The 2559-nt window shown below is 63.1% G+C and carries 3 protein-coding genes; 1 reads left to right on the forward strand and 2 read right to left on the reverse strand.

What is annotated here, in order from left to right:
* The coding region (locus ABSF49_RS21625; protein WP_424114694.1) for a DUF5710 domain-containing protein at positions 1 to 396 on the forward strand (396 nt) is incomplete at its 5' end.
* Positions 397 to 577: 181 nt separating this feature from the next.
* Here the strand turns inward: ABSF49_RS21625 and ABSF49_RS21630 are convergent.
* Both ABSF49_RS21630 and ABSF49_RS21635 read right to left on the reverse strand, forming a co-directional pair.
* Entirely contained in the window at positions 578 to 886 is a 309-nt protein-coding gene (locus ABSF49_RS21630; protein ID WP_424114695.1) for an MbcA/ParS/Xre antitoxin family protein, read from the reverse strand.
* A 300-nt stretch (positions 887 to 1186) separates the two neighbouring features.
* The coding region (locus tag ABSF49_RS21635) for an AAA family ATPase (protein ID WP_424114696.1) at positions 1187 to 2559 on the reverse strand (1373 nt) is incomplete at its 5' end.

Raw genomic sequence — 2559 nt, forward strand, 5'->3', positions numbered from 1 at the left:
GCAAGGCAACCCGAGGTCGCCGCGCGAACTCGAACGTCATTGAAGGAGCGAAAAGACGCGGAGGTCGCCGACAGTGGCAAGGTCAATTTAATCGCCAAATTGGCGCCTTTGAAAGCGAAACAAGGGGCGCCGCACACAAGACGCGGTCGCAAAGGCACGGACGAGATGGCAGGCGCCCCCGCTGCAACGAAGAAACGCCAAACGAGCAAGAATAAGGGCCGTTCCTCCCCAACAACCGGGGCCGGGCGATCGGATGCCGTGTCCACAACGCCCCTGCGAATACCATATGGCAACAAGGAAATCGCAAGAAAGCTCGGCGCTCGCTATGGTTCGAACGGTTGGTATGCTCCGCCCGGAATCGATCTCTCCGCGTTTCGCGAACGCGGTTGGACTTGAAAGCCCACGGGGGTCGCGCAGAATTTCACACTTGGCTCCGCTGCTGTGAGCGCTCTGAACGCTTTCGCGTGCCAGACTCGGGAATACCGGGCGGCGTTGCCTGTTCACGTGAAGACGATGGCGGTTCTCGCGAACACCATCGCCGTTCAGCCAAAGGTCGCGGTATCTCCGAGGCAGACGTTCAGGGAAAGGGCCGGATTGACTGTTGGGGGCAGATGGTTGACCTACAAGTTCGTGATCGAAGAGGCCAGACACCGACCTGCGCCGCGCTTCGATGATGCGCCTCTACAAAGCGCCAGCACGGGCCGTGAAAAGTTCGGGCCTCAGAAGAGAGCGCGGCGGCATCCAGGTAGACGATGACATCGAAGAGTCCGTTAGCGATTTGTATTGTCTCGATGGGACGGGCGTCGAGAGCGGAGTTCGGATTGTCGAGCCAGGACGCTGCCGCGTTGTCATCACCACCGACCATCGCATCGAGCGATTGAAACATGTGGACGAGTAGGACGCCGAGCTCGAAAGGTTTCGTACCTGGTCGAGTTCGAGGTCGCCGCGCCTTTCATGCACGAAACGCTAGCCTCGCTGGCGCCAATGATGGCTACAAGAGTTCGCGCATTCAACCGCAGTCGATCTGCGCTCCGAATAACGGCTTTGGTGACGAGGGGACCGAATTCAGGTCGGGCGGCAAAGATCATCGGCGGCTTCTCTGAAAGTGAGTTCCACGGCGTCGACGAGTGCGCCCGCCGCGTACTCTGAAATCGCCAGGTTCTTCCAAAGTTGCAGGCGTGTGCTCCTACTGCTTCTGCGTCCTCTGCTCCCTATCCCTTACGACGACCTCAACCAGCCGCGCGAGGCGCCTGACCGAACCGCCGCGCCAATGCGCGCCGACCGTCTCGCGTTCGACAATCGTCAGCGGGGCTATCCAGCGCACGTCGAGTCCGCGCGCGCGGGCCAGTTCGTCGATGATAGTCGGCAAAAGGGAGTCCAGATCCTCCGTCCGTGGCTCTGGGAATTCGAGGATCCGCATCCGGTCGATGAGCGGCGCCGGCAGCGCGTCGGCGCTGTTGGCCGTGGCGAGATAGCTGACGTGGGAGACGTCGATCGGGACCTGGAGCGCGGGATCAGGATATCGGGAGGCAGTCTCGCGCTCCATTAAGCCGAGGAGCGAATCCCAGAAACGACCATTGTCCGATCTGGTCGCCGCCTTCTCGATCTCATCAATCAGGACGACCGGATTGGCGTAGTGCGACCGCGAAATCGCCAGGAACGCGTGGCAGGGTTCGGCGCTATACCAACGCCGAGCCGATCCGCCGAAGACTGCGCCATCTGAGGTGCTCGCGTCCGTCCGCCAGGACCCCGCGCCGAGCTGTTCCGCGAGGCGGCGGGAAAGCCGGCTCTTACCGCAACCAGGCGGCCCGACAAGGATCGTCGGTGTGAGGTGGACGAATGGCCTGCCGACGAGGTCGGCGAGAAGGCGGTCGATCGTCTCCGCCGCGTAGGGGAATTCAAAGAGCAGCGTCTTGTGGATGGCGGCGATATCCGGCGTCGCGGCGAGCGGCACGTCGCAGCCGATGACGTGCTCGTGGCCAGCCACCAGTTCCCCCAGTTTTGCGTTCATAAAGACCGTTTCAGCGAGATCGCAGACGCGGACGGCGGCTTGCGCCGCTACGGCGGCTGGCCGCTGTGCCTCATTTGAGGCCGGCGCCTCGATAGGCAGCTCTCCCTCGATCAACACGACCTCGTGCTCGTGGCGCCATCGTTTCGCCCCGACGCGGGCAATCCACTGCGTCCTGGTCGACGCCAGGAAGCTCGCCGCTTGAGCGGCCGACGTGTTGATTGGCGGGTCGATGCCCGCGACGACGAGAGCCCAACCGAGGACGACCTCATCGAGCTTCGCCCGAATGTCTTCGCTGAGCCCCGGCGCAACCGCCTTCGCTGTCGCCGCCAGCGCCGCCACTACACGGCGGTGCTCAGCCGCAAAGCGTGACTCGTCGGTGACGCTAAGCGCCAGGACCGTGTCGGCAACTGAGACGAGCGGTGGTTTGTCCAGCTCGTAGGCGAGGGCGTCGAGCGCGCCCGCAAGGCTGCGGCAATGCGTTTTCGGTTCATCGGCCCACGTCTCGGCGATCTCGCTGAGTTCGGGGGCCAGCGCTTGGAGTTCCTGAA

The organism is Roseiarcus sp., assembly GCF_049514155.1.
Classification (GTDB): domain Bacteria; phylum Pseudomonadota; class Alphaproteobacteria; order Rhizobiales; family Beijerinckiaceae; genus Roseiarcus.